18 protein-coding genes and 1 other RNA gene are annotated in these 17622 nt (G+C 68.7%); 10 read left to right on the top strand and 9 right to left on the bottom strand.

Features of this window, described 5'->3' with window-relative positions; genetic code table 11:
* The first annotated feature begins 14 nt into the window (after positions 1-14).
* The 4 genes from ACO2RJ_RS01295 (at position 15) to rnpB (ending at position 3197) form a co-directional block, all read left to right on the top strand.
* Complete coding sequence (locus ACO2RJ_RS01295; protein ID WP_423266203.1) at positions 15-749, top strand: TerB family tellurite resistance protein; 735 nt, start codon at positions 15-17, stop codon at positions 747-749.
* Positions 746-1507 (top strand): N-acetylmuramoyl-L-alanine amidase, encoded by a 762-nt coding sequence (locus tag ACO2RJ_RS01290; RefSeq protein WP_423266202.1) that lies wholly within the window; start codon positions 746-748, stop codon positions 1505-1507. Before ACO2RJ_RS01295 ends, ACO2RJ_RS01290 begins: the two co-directional genes overlap by 4 nt.
* A gap of 562 nt (positions 1508-2069) precedes the next feature.
* Positions 2070-2561, top strand: coding sequence for a lytic transglycosylase domain-containing protein (locus tag ACO2RJ_RS01285; RefSeq protein WP_423266201.1), 492 nt, complete (start codon positions 2070-2072; stop codon positions 2559-2561).
* Between the two features lie 220 nt (positions 2562-2781).
* An RNA gene (rnpB, locus tag ACO2RJ_RS01280) (RNase P RNA component class A) lies at positions 2782-3197 on the top strand.
* A gap of 61 nt (positions 3198-3258) precedes the next feature.
* Here rnpB and ACO2RJ_RS01275 read toward each other — a convergent pair.
* Complete coding sequence (locus ACO2RJ_RS01275; protein WP_423266200.1) at positions 3259-3711, bottom strand: GatB/YqeY domain-containing protein; 453 nt, start codon at positions 3709-3711, stop codon at positions 3259-3261.
* A gap of 125 nt (positions 3712-3836) precedes the next feature.
* On the opposite strand from ACO2RJ_RS01275, the gene carA reads away from it, so the two are divergent.
* From carA to ACO2RJ_RS01260, 3 genes are all read left to right on the top strand, one after another.
* Positions 3837-5051 carry a glutamine-hydrolyzing carbamoyl-phosphate synthase small subunit gene (gene carA, locus ACO2RJ_RS01270; RefSeq protein WP_423266199.1) on the top strand — a complete coding sequence of 405 codons (1215 nt, stop codon included), beginning with the start codon at positions 3837-3839 and terminating at the stop codon, positions 5049-5051.
* A gap of 121 nt (positions 5052-5172) precedes the next feature.
* On the top strand, positions 5173-5583 hold the full coding sequence (locus ACO2RJ_RS01265) for a hypothetical protein (RefSeq protein WP_423266198.1): 411 nt from the start codon (positions 5173-5175) through the stop codon (positions 5581-5583).
* Between the two features lie 114 nt (positions 5584-5697).
* On the top strand, positions 5698-6282 hold the full coding sequence (locus ACO2RJ_RS01260; RefSeq protein WP_423266197.1) for a GNAT family N-acetyltransferase: 585 nt from the start codon (positions 5698-5700) through the stop codon (positions 6280-6282).
* 32 nt (positions 6283-6314) lie between these two features.
* Here the strand turns inward: ACO2RJ_RS01260 and ACO2RJ_RS01255 are convergent, their stop codons facing one another.
* Positions 6315-6845 (bottom strand): cupin, encoded by a 531-nt coding sequence (locus ACO2RJ_RS01255; RefSeq protein ID WP_423266196.1) that lies wholly within the window; start codon positions 6843-6845, stop codon positions 6315-6317.
* 289 nt (positions 6846-7134) lie between these two features.
* Here ACO2RJ_RS01255 and ACO2RJ_RS01250 point away from each other — a divergent pair, with 289 nt between their 5' ends.
* Positions 7135-7338 carry a cold-shock protein gene (locus ACO2RJ_RS01250; protein WP_423266195.1) on the top strand — a complete coding sequence of 68 codons (204 nt, stop codon included), beginning with the start codon at positions 7135-7137 and terminating at the stop codon, positions 7336-7338.
* A gap of 77 nt (positions 7339-7415) precedes the next feature.
* Here the strand turns inward: ACO2RJ_RS01250 and ACO2RJ_RS01245 are convergent, their stop codons facing one another.
* Complete coding sequence (locus tag ACO2RJ_RS01245) at positions 7416-8201, bottom strand: SDR family NAD(P)-dependent oxidoreductase (RefSeq protein ID WP_423266194.1); 786 nt, start codon at positions 8199-8201, stop codon at positions 7416-7418.
* A gap of 169 nt (positions 8202-8370) precedes the next feature.
* Here ACO2RJ_RS01245 and carB point away from each other — a divergent pair, with 169 nt between their 5' ends.
* Positions 8371-11694, top strand: a complete 3324-nt coding sequence (gene carB / locus ACO2RJ_RS01240; RefSeq protein WP_423266193.1) for a carbamoyl-phosphate synthase large subunit — start codon at positions 8371-8373, stop codon at positions 11692-11694.
* Positions 11695-11814: 120 nt separating this feature from the next.
* Complete coding sequence (gene greA, locus ACO2RJ_RS01235) at positions 11815-12288, top strand: transcription elongation factor GreA (protein ID WP_423266192.1); 474 nt, start codon at positions 11815-11817, stop codon at positions 12286-12288.
* Between the two features lie 49 nt (positions 12289-12337).
* Here greA and ACO2RJ_RS01230 read toward each other — a convergent pair whose 3' ends face one another.
* The 6 genes from ACO2RJ_RS01230 to ACO2RJ_RS01205 form a co-directional block, all read right to left on the bottom strand.
* The gene (locus ACO2RJ_RS01230) at positions 12338-12508 is read right to left on the bottom strand and encodes a hypothetical protein (protein ID WP_423266191.1); all 171 of its coding nucleotides are present in this window, start codon (positions 12506-12508) and stop codon (positions 12338-12340) included.
* Positions 12509-12662: 154 nt separating this feature from the next.
* Entirely contained in the window at positions 12663-13301 is a 639-nt protein-coding gene (locus ACO2RJ_RS01225) for a hypothetical protein (protein WP_423266190.1), read from the bottom strand.
* Positions 13302-13348: 47 nt separating this feature from the next.
* Positions 13349-14272 carry a LysR family transcriptional regulator gene (locus tag ACO2RJ_RS01220; protein WP_423268883.1) on the bottom strand — a complete coding sequence of 308 codons (924 nt, stop codon included), beginning with the start codon at positions 14270-14272 and terminating at the stop codon, positions 13349-13351.
* A 5-nt stretch (positions 14273-14277) separates the two neighbouring features.
* The gene (gene trxB / locus ACO2RJ_RS01215; protein ID WP_423266189.1) at positions 14278-15246 is read right to left on the bottom strand and encodes a thioredoxin-disulfide reductase; all 969 of its coding nucleotides are present in this window, start codon (positions 15244-15246) and stop codon (positions 14278-14280) included.
* Positions 15243-16268 carry an ELM1/GtrOC1 family putative glycosyltransferase gene (locus tag ACO2RJ_RS01210; RefSeq protein WP_423266188.1) on the bottom strand — a complete coding sequence of 342 codons (1026 nt, stop codon included), beginning with the start codon at positions 16266-16268 and terminating at the stop codon, positions 15243-15245. The genes trxB and ACO2RJ_RS01210 overlap by 4 nt, the downstream gene beginning before the upstream one ends.
* A 55-nt stretch (positions 16269-16323) precedes the next feature.
* Positions 16324-17529 carry a lytic murein transglycosylase gene (locus tag ACO2RJ_RS01205; protein WP_423266187.1) on the bottom strand — a complete coding sequence of 402 codons (1206 nt, stop codon included), beginning with the start codon at positions 17527-17529 and terminating at the stop codon, positions 16324-16326.
* Between the last annotated feature and the right edge of the window lie 93 nt (positions 17530-17622).

Here is a 17622-nt window from a genome sequence, read left to right as displayed (position 1 = left end):
AGAGTGCGGCGGCGATGCCGATTTGGGGAAAGCTCGGAGGAGCCGCCGGCGGCTTCGCGCTCGGCGGGCCGCTCGGCGCCATCGCCGGCGTTCTCGCCGGCCACTATCTGCTCGATCGCGAGAACACGCCGGAGGCGGTCGCCAAGCGCGACGCCGACGCAAAAAGCCTCGCCTTCACCATCGGCGTGATCGCGCTCGGCGCGAAGATGGCGAAGGCCGACGGCGTGGTGGCGCCCGTCGAGGTGGACGCCTTCCGAAAGATCTTCGCCATCGCGGAAAAGGACCTCGCCGAAGTCAGCCAGGTGTTCGACCGGGCGACCGCCGACGTCGCGGGGTTCGACGCCTACGCCGAGCAGCTTGCGGAGACGTTTCGGGACGAGCCGGCGACCCTCGAGGACGTGCTGCACGGTCTTGCGCACATCGCCGCCGCCGACGGCGCGATCCACGAGGCGGAGGTCCGCTACCTCGAGGCCGTCGCGCAGATCTTCAAGTTGGAGCGCTCGCGTCTGAGACGCGCGCTCGGAGCCTATGTTCGGCTCGAGGACGATCCGTACGACATTCTCGGCGCCGACCCGGCGCTGTCCGACGCCGAACTGAAGCGGCTTCACCGCTCGCTCGTCGCGGAGAACCATCCCGATCGCGTCACCGCCCGCGGCCTGCCGGTCGAGGCCGTCCGGATCGCGACGGCGAAGCTCGCCGCGATCAACGCCGCCTTCGACGCGGTGCGGGCCGAGCGGGGCATGGCGTGACGACGTTCGCGGCCGACAGTCCGCTGGTCGGCGAGATCCGCCCTGCGGCCAATCACGACGAGCGCCGCGACGGCCGGGAGCCTGAAATCCTCCTGCTGCACTACACCGGCATGGAATCGACGGAGGCGGCCTGCGCTCGGCTTGTCGGCGCGGAGGCGCAGGTGTCCTGCCACTACGTCGTCCTGGAGGACGGCCGCATCCTTCAGCTCGTGCCGGAGGCGCGGCGCGCGTGGCACGCCGGGCTGTCGTCCTGGGAGGACGAGACCGACGTCAATTCGCGCTCGATCGGCGTCGAGATCGCGAATGTCGGCCATGATTTCGGCTACCCCGATTTCCCAGACGCGCAGATCGACGCCGTGATCGCGCTCGCCCGCGACATTTGCGCCCGACGGGGCGTCCGGCCGGAGCGGGTGCTCGCCCATTCCGATGTGGCGCCGCAGCGAAAAATCGACCCGGGCGAGAAGTTTCCCTGGGACAGGCTCGCCGCCGCCGGCGTCGGTCATTGGGTTCCGCCTGCGCCGCTCGAGGACGACCGAGGACTGGCTGAAGGAGAGGAAGGCGAACCGGTCGAGGAGCTTCAAACCCTGCTCAGCCTGTACGGCTACGGCGTCGATATCCACGGCCGCTACGACGCGAACACCGCCGCGGTCGTCCGTGCGTTTCAACGCCATTTCCGTCCCGCCCGGATCGACGGGATCGCGGATTTTTCCACCGTCGACACGCTCCGGCGACTGCTCGCCAGCCGTCCCGACGCCTGAACCGGGCGCCTTGTTCCCGTCACGTCATGGTCATGTTGCGACCTGACGACGGTCGATCCAAGGTCATCTTCGCACGGCTTTGCTCGCCCCCATTACGAAACGCATCGGGAGTGTGCACATGCGTAAATCGACGATCGTCGTCGCGGTCCTCGCGGCGACCGTCGCCTCGGCGAATGCTGCGCCGAATTCAGAACGACTTGTCCGGGGGACAACCGTTCAGTCCAAGTCTCAAACTCAACAGAAAGCATCCGCCGCCCGCGCGGCGACATCTAAACAGCACGTTAACGCCGCCGCCGCCGCTCCGGTTCCACGGCCCGCTCCCGGTTCGAACGTGAAAGCCGCGGCGTCCGCGTTCACCTCCGCCCGCAACGCGGGCTCCTCGGCCTCCGCTCCGGTCCTGCCTCGGTCCGTTACGGCGAGCCGCTCCAACATCGCTCAGAGCTCTGCCTCCGAAGCGACGCCGTCCCGCGCGAAGGCCGGAAGCGTCGCCCGATCCGAAACGAAGCGCGTCGCCCGCGCCGCCGAAGCCCGCCAGGGACGTCGCGTCGCGGCCCGCAAACTGGTGGGCAAGACGCGCCCCGTCGCGCTGGAGCGCGACGTCGATCTTTCCGGCGCGGCGAAGACGCCGGCGGTCGCCGCGGCGGCTCCCTCCGGATCGATCCCCGGGATGGTCACCGCGGCCGCGCAGCGCCAGGGCGTCAGCCCCGCCCTCGCCCACGCCGTGGTCAAGGTCGAATCGCGCTATCAGCCGCGCGCGACCGGCAAGGGCGGCTACATCGGCCTGATGCAGCTGAGCTATCAGACCGCGCGGGGCATGGGCTTCCGCGGCAGCCGCCAGGCGCTCTACGAGCCCTCCGCCAATCTGCAGTACGGCATGCGTTATCTCGCGGAAGCCGTGCGCAAGGCTGGCGGAAACACCTGCGCCGCAGTCTCGAAGTATCAGGGCGGCCACGCCGTGCGCGGCGTGACGTCCGCTGGCGCGGTCTACTGCGCCAAGGTCAAGCGCTTCATGGCGCAGGGCTATCCGTCCAGCGACAAGGTCGCCTCGCGGTGAGCTTCGGCGCCCGCCCGGCCGCCCGGCAGGTCCGGCCGACCGAATGGGCACGAAAGGTCGGGCGGGGGGAACAGGTCTCGCGTACCCGCATGGCGCGTCCCGCCTGACCCGTTTATCGAGCGAAAGGCCCTCCTCGCAGACGCGACGGAGGGCCTTTTTCGTCGAAGCGCCCGGATCGCGCGCTTGACCCCGCGCCGCGCTTGCCCCCAAGACAGCCGCGCCAGCCGGCCGGACGGCCGCTCCGGCTCACGCCGGGGAGGAAAGTCCGGGCTCCACGGAAGCACGGCGCCGGATAACGTCCGGCGGGGGCGACCCCAGGGAAAGTGCCACAGAGAGCAGACCGCCTCAGGCCTCGGCCTGAGGTAAGGGTGAAAGGGTGCGGTAAGAGCGCACCGCGCTGCCGGCGACGGGAGCGGCATGGCAAACCCCGCCGGGAGCAAGACCGAATAGGGGCGACGCGCGAGTTTCCGCGCCTTCGGGCGCGGGCGCCGCAGGCCTGCTTCCGGGCCGTCGCCCGGGTTGGTCGCTCGAGGCGTCCAGCAATGGACGTCCCAGAGGAATGGTCGTCACGTGCGGGCGTCCGGGAAACCGGGGGTCCGCGCCATACAGAACCCGGCTTACAGGCCGGCTGGCCCCGACATCGCCCCGCCAGCCGTCGGTCCCGCTCAAGTCCGGGTCCGACGGCGGCGCTTGTCACTCAGCCCGCGAGCTTGGCCTTCACCACGCCGTTCGCGGCGCTGAAATCCATCACGCCGGCGTACTTTCCCTTCAGCGCGCTCATGACCTTGCCCATGTCCTTGATCGAGGCGGCGCCGGTCTCGGCGATCGCGCCGTCGATGGCCGCGGCGACCTCAGCGTCCGACATCTGCTGCGGCAGGAAGCTCTGTATGACCGCGATCTCGCCGCGCTCCTTGGCGGCGAGCTCCGGCCGGGCGTTCTGCTCGTAGATGCCGGCCGACTCCTGCCGCTGCTTGATCATCTTGGCGAGCAGCTGCTTCAGCTCGTCCTCGCTCGCCTTCCCCTTTCCAGCGCCGCGGGCCTCGATGTCGCGATCCTTGATCGCGGCGGCGACCATGCGGAGCGTGCCGACGCGCTCGGCGTCGCGGGCTTTCATGGCGTCCTTAAGAGCGGCGTTGATCGCCTCGCGCATGGCGCAATTTCCTTCTGAAGAGGTTGGCGCCGCGGATCGCGTGTTGGTTGACGCGTTGCCTGCCGGCGCCTAGGTTCCGGCCGCATCGGCGCGGTCCAATCCGCGCAGGGACTAAGGCAATCGTGATGACGGGACAAGACACGGCCGATCGGGGCTGGGACGAGACGCGCCCGACCGCGAAGCTTCTGCTGGCCGACGGCACGCTGATCGAAGGCGAAGGACTTGGCGCGGAAGGGATCGCGGCCGGCGAGCTCTGCTTCAACACGGCGATGACGGGCTACGAGGAGATCCTCACCGACCCGTCCTACGCCGGCCAGATCATCACCTTCACCTTCCCGCACATCGGCAATGTCGGCGTCAATGACGACGACGTCGAGACCGTCAACATCTCGGCCTCCTCGGGCGTGCGCGGCGCGGTGTTCGCGGCCGACGTGACGTCGCCCTCGAACTGGCGCGCGACGCGCGGGCTCGATGAATGGCTGAAGGCGCGCGGCATCGTCGCGATCACAGGCGTCGACACGCGCGCGCTCACCGCGCTGATCCGCGAAAAAGGCATGCCGAACGCGGTCATCGGCTACGCGGCCGCCGGCGCGCCCGACGACGCGGCGCTGAAGGCCGAGCTCGAGGCCTTCCCCGGCCTCGAAGGCGAAGACCTCGTCCCGATGGTCGGCGCGACCCAGCGCTACGGCTGGGACGAAGGCGGCTGGGGCTGGCCCGGCCAGGACCAGCCCGGCGTCTACGGCGTGCGCCCGGACGGCGCGCCCAAGCGCGTGGTCGCGATCGACTACGGCCTGAAGCGCAACATCCTTCGGCTGCTCACCGCCGCCGGCTGCGAGGTCACGGTGCTGCCGGCGACCGCGACCGCCGACGAGGTGCTCGCGCTGAAGCCTGACGGCGTGTTCCTGTCGAACGGCCCCGGCGATCCGGCGGCGACCGGCGTCTACGCCGTCCCGATGATCCAGGGCGTGCTCGACTCCGGCACGCCGACCTTCGGCATCTGTCTCGGCCACCAGATGCTGGCGCTGGCCGTCGGCGCGACCACCGCCAAGATGCATCAGGGCCACCATGGCGCGAACCATCCGGTGAAGGACCTGATCACCGGCAAGGTCGAGATCGTGTCGATGAACCACGGCTTCGCCGTCGATCGCGACAGCCTGCCGGCGACGGCCCGCGAGACCCATGTCTCGCTGTTCGACGGCTCGAACTGCGGCCTCGAACTCACGGATCGCCCTGCGTTTTCCGTCCAGCACCATCCCGAGGCCTCGCCCGGCCCCCAGGACAGCCACTATTTGTTCAAGCGCTTCGTCGACATGATGGACGGCGCGCGGGCCGGCGACTGACGTGGGCGCAGGCCGCGTCCTGCTAGCTGTGACCGGCGCGGCAGGCCTTGGCGCCGCTCTGGGCGTCGTCCTTCTGACGCGTCCGGCTCTTGCGCCGGCTCCGCCTGCCGCATCCGCAGGCTTGGCGTCCGCCGCTGAACCGGCCGCGGCGCCGCTCGGGCTCTATTGCCAGTTCTACGTCTTCACCGAGCAGCGGCCGCGGTTGGCGCTCTATTTCGAGGTCGCGGAGCGCGACGGCCGGCCCGAGTTCCGACAGCGCTACATCGCCGAGGACAACGGCGCCCGCACCGACTATGACGGCGAAAGCGCGCCCCCGCCGGACTGGCGGCTCGACCCGACGGCCGAACCGAGGACGCTGTCGTCGAGAATCGCCGTTCCGGACACGTCCCAGGCGGGGCAGCATGAGGAGGACATCGTCATCGAGCTCTACGGCTACGTGCCGGACCGTCGCTCGACCGAATTCTTCGAGGCGAGCCTCAAGAACGTCCATTTCCAGAACCTGCCGGGCAAGTGCCGCCAGACGGCGGCCTGACCGATCCGTCCTCGCGGACCGACGCGGCCGCATACCGGGAGCGCCGGGCGCTGCTTCCATCATGACCGCGTCGAGGCCAAGATCGCGCGGTCCCGCCCCAACCGTCCCAGCCCCATGACCTTCACTTCGCCTGACGCGGCCGGCCCCGCCGCCGCTTTCGACATCCGCGTCCGGGACGCCGACGACGCCGACATGGCGGCCGTGACGGCGATCTACGAGCCGCAAGTGCGGGCCGGCTTCGCCTCGTTCGAGATGACGCCGCCGACCGTCGAGGAGATGCGTGGGCGGCTGGCGTCCGTGCGGGCGCTCGGCCTGCCCTATCTCGTCGCCGAAAGGCAGGGCGTCATTCTCGGCTACGCCTATGCCGGCCCCTACCGCGCCCGACCGGCCTATCGCGACACGATCGAGAACTCGGTCTATGTCGCGGCCGAGGCGCAAGGACAGGGCGTCGGTCGCGCCCTGCTCGCAGAGCTGATCGCCCGTTGCGAGCGCGGCCCGTGGCGGCAGATGATCGCGGTGATCGGCGACAGCGCCAATTCGGGCTCCATCGCGCTCCACGCGAGCCTCGGCTTCCGCCATGTCGGAACCTTCGAGGCGGTCGGCTTCAAGCTCGGCCGTTGGCTCGACACCGTGATGATGCAGCGCGCGCTCGGACCGGGCGCCGACACGCCGCCCGCCCCGCGCGTCGGGGGAACGTAATCGACGCCGTCGATCCCATCGGGTCGGCCGGCCTAGCCGACCCGCCAGCGGTCGCAGGCGCCGCCCCCGGAGCCGAACACGGGATCCGTCGCCGGCGGCGGGGTGGCGGCGATTCGGGGGACGGCGGCGTCATGCTGCGCAGGATCGGACCGGACGAGGTCGTAGGCCTGGTCCGCGGGATAGGCGCCGACGACGAGGAAGTCCGCGCTGGCGTCGACGCATTTGTGGCCGGTGCCCGCGGGCAGCACGGCGACGTCTCCCGCGTCGATCCGGACCGTCTCGCCCGCCTCGCCTCCGAAGCGGATGTCGGCCCAGCCCTTTGCCACGCCCAACGCCTCGTGGCAGCTCGAATGATAATGGTGGTAGGGATAGACCCCGTTGCGCCAGAAGCGCCCCCAGCCATTCGCTGCGAACAGGCCCTCGGCCGCCGCCGCCGGATCCTCGCCGCCGGCGTCGAAGGCCGCGCGATGCAGAAGCAGCGGAAAATGCGGATTGTTGGGCGTCGCGCCGTCATCCGAAAAGCTGAGCGCGACGGTCGTCGCCTCGTCATACGAAATGCCCAAGCGCTTCGCCTCCCTGGTCGTCGCCGGCAAACCTTCGAAGTGTCAACGGACAGTGGGCTTTGCGGTTCCTCGCGCGGTTGTGCGCTGCGTCTTGACTGGACCCATGCCCTGTGCGCCATAGTCGCGTCTGCAATCAGATTTTTGGACGTCCGGTCTGGCCTCGCATACGGCGCATTGCCGAAGCTTCCGCCTCCACGACACGCACCAAAGTTCGGATTGTGCCCGGTCGACCGCTCGAGGTGAGCGGTCAGCCAAATGCGCACATGCGCTTGTCTTGAGGGAGGCAGTGATGCCGAGCGGCACCGTGAAGTTTTTCAACACCCAAAAGGGTTATGGGTTCATTCAGCCGACCGACGGCTCGAAGGATGTGTTCGTTCACATCTCCGACGTCGAGCGTTCGGGTCTGCACACGCTCGTCGAAGGCCAGAAGGTCGCGTTCGAGGTCGTGATGGACCGCGGCAAGACCAAGGCTTCGAACCTCCGCGCCGAGTGATCCGCGCCCTGGTTTTCGGGTCTAGAATCGTGAACGGGGCGTCCTGACGGACGCCCCGTTTGCGTTCGGGCCGGGCGTCAGTCCTCCACCCCTTGAAGCGCGCCGGCGATCCTACGGTTCAGACCGCGCGAGCCGAGCCGGCTCGCGAAGGCGCCGATCTTCGGCAGCATCCCCGGAATCACAATCGCCTTCTTCGCCTGGAACCCGTCGAACCCGGCCTTCGCGACCTCCTTGGCGGAGACCACGCCGGTCTTGAACAGGCGCGTGCCCTGCAGGTCGGCGACCTCGCCGAACTCGGTCGGGACTGGGCCCGGGCAGAGCGCGGTCACCACGACGCCCTTTTTGCGCGTCTCTTCGAACAGCGCCTCGGAGAACGACAGCAGATACGCCTTGGTGGCGTAATAGAGCGCCATGTCCGGACCGGCCTGAAAGGCCGCGAGCGACGCGACGTTCAGGATTCCGCCGCGGCCGCGCGCGAGCATACCCGGCAGGAACAGGCCCGCGAGCGCGGTCGGGGCCGTGACGTTGACCTGGATCATGTCGAGCTGCCGGTCGAACGGCAGCGTCGCGAAATGGCCGCGCAGGCCGAATCCGGCGTTGTTCACGAGCACGTCGACGACGTGGCCTCCCCGCCCGACCTCGATCGCGAGCTCCTTCGCGCCCTCGGGTTTGGCGAGGTCGGCCGGGATCGCCGTGGCCTTGATCCCATGCCGCGACGCAAGCTCCTCGGCGAGCGCCTTCAGGCGGTCCGCCCGGCGCGCCGCAAGCACGAGATCGTCACCGTTGGCGGCGAACAGCCGCGCGAGCTCGACCCCGATCCCCGAGGATGCGCCTGTCACAAGAACGGTGCGGGCGGCGGTCATGGGCGCTTCTCCGGGGATGGCGGGAGGCTCGTGGACGGTTTGCGGCTTCCCTGCTCACAGCCGACTGTGTAAGGAACGCGCTCAGCCACGCAACGATCCTTCCTCAGCCTCGCGCGCCCGCCGCCCGAGGAGCGCTTACCGCCGCCTTCGCGGCCCCGGATAAGACCCGATGCCCAAACGCACCGACATCTCGACGATCCTGATCATCGGCGCAGGACCGATCGTCATCGGGCAGGCCTGCGAATTCGACTATTCGGGCACGCAGGCCGTGAAAGCGCTGAAGGAGGAAGGCTACCGCATCGTCCTGGTCAATTCGAACCCGGCGACGATCATGACCGACCCGGAGATGGCCGACGCGACCTATGTCGAGCCCATCACCCCGGAAATCGTCGAAAAGATCATCGCCAAGGAACGCAACGTCGTCCCGGGCGGCTTCGCGCTGCTGCCGACCATGGGCGGGCAGACCGCGCTCAACTGCGCGCTGTCCCTGCGCAAGATGGGCGCGCTGGAGCGCTACGACGTCGAGATGATCGGCGCGACCGCCGAGGCGATCGACAAGGCCGAAGATCGCGAGCAGTTTCGCGAGGCCATGACCAAGATCGGCCTGGAGACGCCGCGCTCCAGGCTCGCCCACAACCTGACCGAGGCGCTGGTCGCCTTCGAGGACATCGGCCTGCCCGCGATCATCCGGCCGTCCTTCACCATGGGAGGGACCGGCGGCGGCATCGCCTACAACCGCGAGGAGTTCCTCGAGATCGTCGAGCGCGGCGTCGACGCCTCGCCGACCGACGAGGTGCTGATCGAGGAGAGCGTGCTCGGCTGGAAGGAGTACGAGATGGAGGTCGTCCGCGACAAGGCGGACAACTGCATCATCATCTGCTCGATCGAGAACATCGATCCGATGGGCATCCACACCGGCGATTCGATCACGGTGGCGCCGGCGCTGACCCTGACGGACAAGGAATATCAGCGCATGCGCGACGCGTCGCTCGCGGTGCTGCGCGAGATCGGCGTCGAGACCGGCGGCTCCAACGTCCAGTTCGCGATCGATCCGGCGACCGGCCGCATGATCGTGATCGAGATGAACCCGCGGGTGTCGCGCTCCTCGGCCCTCGCCTCGAAGGCGACCGGCTTCCCGATCGCGAAGGTCGCGGCCAAGCTCGCCGTCGGCTACACGCTGGACGAGATCGAGAACGACATCACCGGCGGCGCGACTCCGGCCTCGTTCGAGCCGACGATCGACTACGTCGTCACCAAGATCCCGCGCTTCGCCTTCGAGAAGTTTCCGGGCGCAGAGGCGACGCTGACGACCTCGATGAAGTCCGTCGGCGAAGCGATGGCGATCGGCCGGACCTTCGCGGAAAGCCTGCAGAAGGCGCTGCGTTCGCTCGAGACGGGACTGACCGGCCTCGACGAGATCGAGATCGACGGGCTCGGCCAGGGCGATGATCGCAACGCGATTCGCGCGGCGCTTGGGCGACCCACTCCGGACCGGCTGCTCAAGGTCGCGCAGGCGCTGCGTCTCGGCTTCACCACCGCGGAGATCCACGAGGCCTGCAAGTTCGACCCCTGGTTCATCGAGCAGCTCGCCGAGCTGGTCGCGACCGAGGAGAAGGTCAGGCGCTTCGGCCTGCCCTGGACCGACAAGGCGTTCCGCAAGCTCAAGGCGCAGGGCTTCTCCGACGCACGTCTCGCGACGCTCGCCCAGCTCACGCCCGAGCAGGTCGCCGCCCGGCGGCGCTCGCTCGGCGTGCGGCCGGTCTACAAGCGCATCGACACCTGCGCGGCCGAGTTCGCCTCGCCCACGGCCTACATGTACTCGACCTACGCTCCCCTGTTCGCCGGCGTCGCGGCCGACGAGGCGAAGCCGACCGACGCCCGAAAGGTCATCATCCTCGGCGGCGGCCCGAACCGGATCGGCCAGGGCATCGAGTTCGACTATTGCTGCTGCCACGCCTGCTTCGCGCTGTCGGAGGCGGGCTACGAGACCATCATGGTCAACTGCAACCCCGAGACCGTCTCGACCGACTACGACACCTCCGACCGGCTCTATTTCGAGCCGCTGACCGAAGAGGACGTGCTCGAGATCATCGAGACGGAGCGGAGCAACGGCGTTCTGCACGGCGTGATCGTGCAGTTCGGCGGCCAGACCCCCCTGAAGCTCGCGCGCGCGCTGGAGAAGGCGGGCGTGCCGATCCTCGGCACGACGCCGGACGCGATCGACCTCGCCGAGGACCGCGACCGCTTCAAGCGCCTGCTCGACAGGTTGAAACTGATCCAGCCGAAGAACGGCATCGCCTATTCGGTCGAGCAGTCGCGCATCGTCGCGGCCGATCTCGGATTCCCGCTGGTCGTGCGCCCCTCCTACGTGCTGGGAGGCCGGGCGATGGCGATCCTGCACGACGAGCGCGGCTTCTCCGACTACCTGCTCGGCACCCTGCCCGCCCTCGTTCCCGAGGACGTCAAGCAGCGCTATCCGAACGATAAGACCGGCCAGATCAACACGGTGCTGTCGCAGAACCCGCTGCTGTTCGACCGCTACCTCACCGACGCGATCGAGGTCGACGTCGACGCGCTCTGCGACCGCAAGGACGTGTTCGTGTGCGGCATCATGGAGCACATCGAGGAGGCCGGCGTGCATTCCGGCGACAGCGCCTGTTCGCTCCCGCCGCATTCGCTCGACGCCGAGATGATCGCGGCGCTGGAGGACCAGACCCGGGCGCTAGCGCTGGCGCTCGAAGTCGGCGGGCTGATGAACGTGCAATACGCCATCAAGGACGGCGTGATCCACGTGCTCGAGGTCAATCCGCGCGCGTCGCGCACCGTGCCCTTCGTGGCGAAAGTAGTCGGCAAGCCCTTCGCCAAGATCGCGGCGCGCATCATGGCCGGCGAATCCCTCGCATCCTTCGGACTGAAGTCCGAGCCGCTGAAGCATATCGGCGTCAAGGAGGCGGTGTTCCCCTTCGCCCGCTTCCCCGGCGTCGACACCGTGCTCGGCCCCGAGATGCGCTCGACCGGCGAGGTCATCGGCCTCGACGTCGATTACGGGGTCGCCTTCGCGAAGAGCCAGCTCGGCGGCGGCACCCGCGTGCCGCGCGAGGGCACGCTGTTCGTGTCGGTCCGGGAGACCGACAAGGAGCGCGTTTTGGCGCCGGTGCGCATGCTCGCCGAGCTCGGCTTCAAGATCATCGCGACTTCGGGCACCCAGCGTCATCTCGTCGAGCACGGCATCGCGGCGCAGAAGATCAACAAGGTGCTGGAGGGCCGTCCGCACGTCGTCGACGCCATCAAGAACGGCGGCGTCCAGCTCGTGTTCAACACCACGGAGGGCGCGCAGGCCCTCTCCGACAGCCGCTCCCTGCGCCGGGCGGCCCTCTTGCACAAAGTCCCGTACTATACGACCCTGTCAGGGGCGGTGGCGGCGGCCGAGGGCATCAAAGCCTATCTCCGCGGCGATCTGGAAGTCCGCTCGCTGCAATCCTATTTCGGCTGAGACAACCGTCTCGCCGAGGCGTGATGGAACGTCGACGGCCTACCCGACGTTTCTGGATTTACGCGCGCTCGCTGTCGGCACACGGCGGGCGGCGTAATTATTGTGTCGAGAGAGATGGAAATGGACAAAATTCCGATGACCGCCGCAGGCCACACGGCGCTGGAGGCGGAGCTCAAGAAGCGCGCTTCCGAGGAGCGCCCGCGGATCATCGCCGCAATCTCCGAAGCGCGGTCGCATGGCGATCTTTCGGAGAACGCCGAGTATCACGCCGCCAAGGAACAGCAGAGCCTGAACGAGGGCCGCATCGCGGAGCTCGAGAGCATGATCGCGCGCGCGGAAGTCATCGACCTCTCGAAGCTCAAGGGCGACACCATCACCTTCGGCGCGACCGTGACCCTGGTGGACGAGGACACGGACGAGGAGAAGGCCTACCAGATCGTCGGCGAGGCTGAATCCGACGTGAAACAGGGCAAGGTGTCGATCGGCTCGCCGATCGCGCGCGCCCTCGTCGGCAAGAAGGTCGGCGACACCGTCGAGGTCGCGACGCCCGGCGGCGGCAAGAGCTACGAAGTGCTCTCCATCAAATTCGCCTGAGCGTCCGGCGACGGGAGGCTGAGGGGACGGTTCGCCGTCCCCTTTCTCGTCAGCCCTGCGCGAAGAAGATCGACCAGATCGCCCACATGGCGACCGCCGCGCCAACCAGGCTGACGATCAGCACGACCGGCATTCCCTTGGGCGCGTCGGTGCCCTGCTTCGCTTCGACGGGCTTGACGGCCTCGGTTTTTTCGCCGGGGGACGGGGTGCGCGCGTTCATACGTGTCTCCTGCTCGCGCCCCACGGGCGCCTGTTGTGGAGACAACGAACGGGGGGCCGAACCGATCCCGCCAAGCCGCAAATCCCGCGGCGGACCTCCGATCCGGCTTCGTCGATCTCTATCCCTGCAGATTGACCGGCTGGCCCAAGAAGCGTCACGCGAGGGGCCGATACTCCACGATGTGCTGCCGCCGTGGGTGGTTCCATTGCCCGATGTAATGCGACGACCATCCCGCGGCCTTACCGAATTCCGCCATCTCGTCGGGCACGTAGTAAAACTGCTCCCACGAGTGTGAATGCGCCGGGTTTTGCCGGCGGGTCGGCGCATGGTGGAACGTCGCGAAGAACCGACAGCCGTCCGCCGCCTGCGGCCGGAACTTCGCCAGGCAGGCGATGATGTCCGCTCCCGTCAGATGCGTAAAAAGAGATTGCGCAATGGCGAATTGCGGAGCTTTTCGGAACCCGCTGAAGTCGAAATCGCTCGATACTAAGAATTGTGGACGTTTGGCGCTGAACGTCTCGAGTCCCAATTCGGACGCGACGCCGTAGATTATCAGCTCAATATGCTTGTCGATCCCGATGTAGTTGCCAGCGTCGAGGTAGGGGATCAGACGGATCCCGGCACGGAGCGATCCACAGGCGATGTCGGCGAGTACATGCGACGGTTTGAGGCCCTGCGATCTCAAGAATTCGAACTGAAGCGAAGAGATTTCGTCCCAGACCGTTTCACCGCCGACGAAGTTTCGGTGGCCGGCCTTATGGATCGCATCACCTACGTCGTCGTAAGTCGGCATCTTGCTCCCCTCGCGCTATCGCGTCGTCAGACGCCCATGACGTCGCCTTAATACGACCAGCGCTGCGCCTTCTCGATCAGGAAGTCGCGGAAGACGTTGATGCGGGCGACGTTCTTCATTTCTTCGGGGTAGACGAAGTAGCCCTCGAGCGTCGGCATCTCCAGGCCTTCCAGCACACGCACCAGCGTCGTCGTGTCATCCAGCAGATAATCCGGCACCACGGCGAGGCCGACGCCGGTCTCGGCGGCGTGCTTGATCGCGACGACCGAGTTGATCACGAGGCTCGCAAGCCGCGGGTTCTTCGGCGAGCGAGCCGCGGTCTTCATCCAGTTGATGCTCTGGAGGAAATGCGGGATGGGGCCGCCGAACTCCACGATCCGGTGCTGGTCGAGGTCGTCGAGGCCGTTCGGCCGGCCGTGGCGCTTCAGGTAGTCCGGCGAAGCGTAGGCGTGATAGTGCACCGTGAACAGGCGTCGCTGGATCAGGTCGGGCTGGGTCGGCGCGCGCAGCCGGATCGCGACGTCGGCCTCGCGCATCGAAAGATCCAGCTCGTCGTCGGTTAGAATCAGCTGCACCTGGATGTCGGGATAGGCGTCCATGAACTCGACGAGCCGCGGCGTCAGCCATCCGGTGCCGAGGCCGACCGTCGTCGTGACCTTCAGCACGCCATGCGGCCGTTCGCGGCTGTCGGTCAGGATCGACCGCGCCGATTCGAGCTTGGCGAACACCTCCTGGGCCGTGCGGAACAGGAGTTCGCCCTGCTCGGTCAGGATCAGGCCTCGAGCGTGGCGATGAAACAGCGGGACTTTCAGCTCATGTTCGAGCGCGGAGACCTGGCGGCTCACCGCGGACTGGCTGAGCGCCAGCTGTTCGCCGGCGCGCGTGAAGCTGCCAGCGTCGGCCGCCGCGTGAAAGATCCTCAGCTTGTCCCAATCCAATACGGTTCCCCCTCGCCGCTCGCTCGCGGCCATCGTGGTCACGCCGCGTGGCGCGCCGCCTCTTCGCCCGCAAGGAACCGCTCCGCGTCGAGCGCCGCCATGCAGCCCATGCCGGCCGCCGTGACGGCCTGTCGGTAGGTCTCGTCGGCGACGTCGCCCGCCGCGAACACGCCAGGCACGTTCGTAAAGGAAGTGCCTGGCCGCACGTTCAGATAACCGGACGGTCGCATGTCGAGCTGGCCTCGGAACAGCTCCGTCGCGGGCTGGTGGCCGATCGCGACGAACACGCCGTCGCAGGCGAGCGTCGTCGGCGTCCCCGTCCGGGTGTCGACCAGCGTCACCCCCTCCACCTTCAGCGGCGCGCCGCCGCCGAGGATCTGGCCGACGGTCGCGTTCCAGACCACCTCGATCTTCGGGTTCGCGAACACCCGCTCCTGCAGGATGCGCTCGCCGCGGAAGGAGTCCCTCCGATGGACCAGCGTCACCTTGGAGGCGAAGTTGGTGAGGAACAGCGCTTCTTCGAGCGCCGTGTTGCCGCCGCCGACGACGACCACCTGCTTGTTGCGGAAGAAGAAGCCGTCACAGGTCGCGCAGGCCGAGACGCCGTAGCCCTTGAACGTCTCCTCGCTCTCGAGGCCGAGCCACTTGGCTTGCGCGCCGGTGGCGACCACCAGCGCGTCCGCGGTGATCCGGCCGGACGATTCGGTCTCCAGCACGAAGGGCCGGCGGGAGAGATCGACCTTGGCGACATGGTCGGCGAGCGTGCGCGCGCCCATGCGCTCCGCCTGGAGCTGCATCTGCTCCATCAGCCACGGCCCCTGGATCGGATCGGCGAAGCCGGGATAGTTTTCGACGTCGGTCGTGATGGTGAGCTGGCCGCCGGGCTGCAGCCCGGAGATCACCACCGGCTCGAGCATAGCGCGCGCGGCGTAGAGCGCGGCCGTCCAGCCGGCGGGCCCGGAGCCCAGGATGACGAGACGGGCGTGACGGATCGGTTCGGCGGTCATCGTGCAGGTCCGTTTGTTTCGCGGGCGCGGGCCGGCGAGATCGGCGCCGCAGCGGGCGCAAGCACCGCGCGCGTCGCGACGAGCGCCTCGACGGCGCGGGCGATCTCACCAGTCGGGTCGAGCGGAGGATAGGCGTAGCGTTCGAGCCGTCTGGCGAAGGGTCGGACGACGCCGAGCCCCGTCAGCCGATCCAGCCTGGCGCGCGCGCGTCGGCCGAGACCAGCGGAACGGCTCGCCAGGATCGGTCGGCCGGTCGCGGCCGCCATGTCGATCAGATGCAGCGCGTCTGCGGTCACGACGAAAGCCTCGCAATGAGCGAGCAACGAGATATGGGGGTCTGGCCCCTGCCCATCCCATAGATAGTGCGCGACCCGGCCAACCGCCAAGACGAGATTGCGCGGCGTCCACGGCGATCGCGCGGCGGCCAGAAAGGCGCCGTCGTCACGCAGCCGCCTCAGGCCCGCGACCAGCCGCGCGACGTCCTCCTCGTCGGCCCGTGGGCGACGCGGATCTCCGCCGAGCAGCACGCCGACCCGTGGACCGTCCGGAGCGCCGCTCCACGGCGGCGGTCCGCCCCTCGCCGCGGCGAGGCGGCCGACGCCCGCGCCGTGGGGGCCCGTCGGAGTCGCGATCACGTTCGCGCCGCGCAAGAACGAACAGTCGGGCGCCCAGACCACGTCGGCGACGCCTGAGCCCGCGAGCGTCGCGCCGAGGAAGACGGTGACGGGCCGGGCGCCCGAAGCGGCCTCGACGCGTCGGAGATATGGGACCGCGCGTTCGCCCGCGGCGACCACGACGTGGGGCCAGCGGACGCCGCGATGGCGTGGCGCGCTCGGAGCGATCGGACTGTTCGGCAGATGAGGCGCGTCCCGCGGGTCGATCGGACCGAACGGCGCGAGCCAGCCGAACGGCGCCCGCGGCGCCACCCGCCGCCGCTCGAGGCTGTCGGCCACCGCTTCGGCGACGCCGAGGCAGCGCGCCTCGTCGTCCGCGTCACCGGCGGTCAGGACCCATGCGTGCATGGCTTGGTTCATGAAACGCCCAGCCGCGGGTTTCAAGCCGGGCGAGGCGAAAAGCTCAGCCGCGAGAGGCTTCGAGCGCCTGCGTCAGCTCCAGGCTGGGATAGCCGTCGGCCGGCAGACCCAGTTTCTGCTGCGCCCTGCGCGCCGCCTTCCGCGTATCGCCGCCGAGCTGGCCGTCGACCTCGTCGGCCGAAAGAAACCCGTCTCGGGCGAGCAGCGTCTGCAGGGCGCGCAGCTCGTTCGTGTCGAGCGCCCGCACCGGCGCGCGCCCCGGCGACGCCTCGGGCGCGCCAGCCAGCCGGGTCGCGAGATAGGCCGCGGTGGTCGCGTAGATGAACGACTTGTTCCACGTCCGGTAGACGTCGAAATTGCGGTAGGCGAGGAAAGCCGGGCCATTGCGGCCCATCGGCAGCAGCAGCGAGGCTTGCGCATCGTCCGGAGGCAACGCTCCGGTCCGGGCCCCGACGCCCCAGGCGCGCCATTGGGAGACGGGGTGCTTCACGTCGATGTCGGCTTCCGCCCACGGCATGTCGGCCGGCAGCGTCGCCTCCTGGAGCCACGGCTCGCCGCGCCGCCAGCCGAGGTCGGCGAGATACTTCGCGGCCGACGTCAAGGCGTCGGCCTGGCTGCGCATCAGATCGCGGCGGCCGTCTCCGTCGGCGTCGACGGCCGAACGGAGGTAGTCCACCGGCATCATCTGGGTCTGACCGAGCTCCCCCGCCCAGGCGCCGCGCATATCGGCGGGCGCGAGATCGCCGCGGTCGATGATCTGGAGCGCCGCGATCAGCTGCGGGCGGAAGAAGTTCGGCCGCCGGCAGTCATGGCTCAGCGTCGCGAGCGCGTTCCGAGTGTCGAACTTGCCGAGATTGGCCCCGAAATCGGTCTCCAGCCCCCAGAAGGCCACGAGCACCGGGCCGGGGACGCCATACTCCCGCTCGATCTTCTCAAGCAGCTCGGCCTTGTCCTTGACGAGCTTGATCCCCTTGGGAAGCCGCGGCGGCGCGACCATCCGGCCCGCAAACTGCAGAAAGGTCTGCTGGAAGACGCCCTGCGCCTGGTCGGCCGCGAGCACCTTGGGTTCGACCCGAACGCCCGTCAGCCCATCCATGATGGCGCGTTCGGACACGCCCGCGCCGCGCGCCTCGGTCCGTACGCCGTCGAGCCAGACGTCGAAGGCCCCGCCGCAGGGCGCCTCGGCCGCAGCCGGCCCGGCGGCGCAGAGCCCGAACGCGACGGCTGCGAGGCGAAGGCATGTCGTCATGGGACCGATCCGGAAGAGCGGGCCGCAGCGGCCCCTACGCCCGCACTGCATCGCGCGCGATCCGGGCGAAGACATGACGCGCCTCGCAGCGAT

It is taken from the genome of Hansschlegelia sp. KR7-227 (genome assembly GCF_049446035.1).
In the GTDB taxonomy this organism is placed as follows: domain Bacteria; phylum Pseudomonadota; class Alphaproteobacteria; order Rhizobiales; family Methylopilaceae; genus Methylopila.
The sequence above is the reverse complement of the archived record's forward strand: the minus strand, read 5'-3'. Positions and strand labels throughout refer to the sequence as shown.